Raw genomic sequence first — 655 nt, 5'->3', positions numbered from 1 at the left:
GGAGGTGCATGAGCGCTGGGCGCGCAACATCGTGTGTGCGCTCGCCCGTCTGGACGGCCAGGTCGTGGGCATCGTGGCCAACCAGCCGCAGTCCCTCGCCGGAGTCCTCGACATCGAGGCCTCGGAGAAGGCGGCGCGCTTCGTCCAGATGTGCGACGCGTTCAACATCCCGATCGTCACGCTCCTCGACGTCCCCGGCTTCCTGCCCGGCGTGGACCAGGAGCACGGCGGCATCATCCGCCACGGAGCCAAGCTGCTCTACGCGTACTGCAACGCCACCGTGCCGCGGATCTCGCTGATCCTGCGCAAGGCCTACGGCGGCGCCTACATCGTCATGGACTCCCAGTCCATCGGCGCCGACCTCACCTACGCCTGGCCGACCAACGAGATCGCCGTGATGGGCGCCGAAGGCGCGGCCAACGTCATCTTCCGCCGGCAGATCGCGAGCGCGGACGACCCCGAGGCGATGCGGGCGCGCATGGTCAAGGAGTACAAGTCCGAGCTCATGCACCCCTACTACGCGGCCGAGCGCGGCCTGGTGGACGACGTCATCGACCCCGCCGAGACCCGCCAGGTGCTCGTCTCCTCGCTCGCGATGCTCCGCAACAAGCACGCCGACCTGCCCTCCCGCAAACACGGCAACCCGCCGCAGTAG

Annotated in this window: 1 protein-coding gene; it reads left to right on the top strand. The window is 68.9% G+C overall.

Annotation, left to right across the window (positions count from 1 at the left end; genetic code table 11):
• Nucleotides 1-655: acyl-CoA carboxylase subunit beta (locus tag DSC45_RS35555; RefSeq protein WP_276145493.1), on the top strand; the 655-nt coding region annotated here is incomplete at its 5' end.

This window comes from Streptomyces sp. YIM 130001 (assembly GCF_003574445.1).
Lineage (GTDB): Bacteria > Actinomycetota > Actinomycetes > Streptomycetales > Streptomycetaceae > Streptomyces.
The sequence above is the reverse complement of the archived record's forward strand: the minus strand, read 5'-3'. Positions and strand labels throughout refer to the sequence as shown.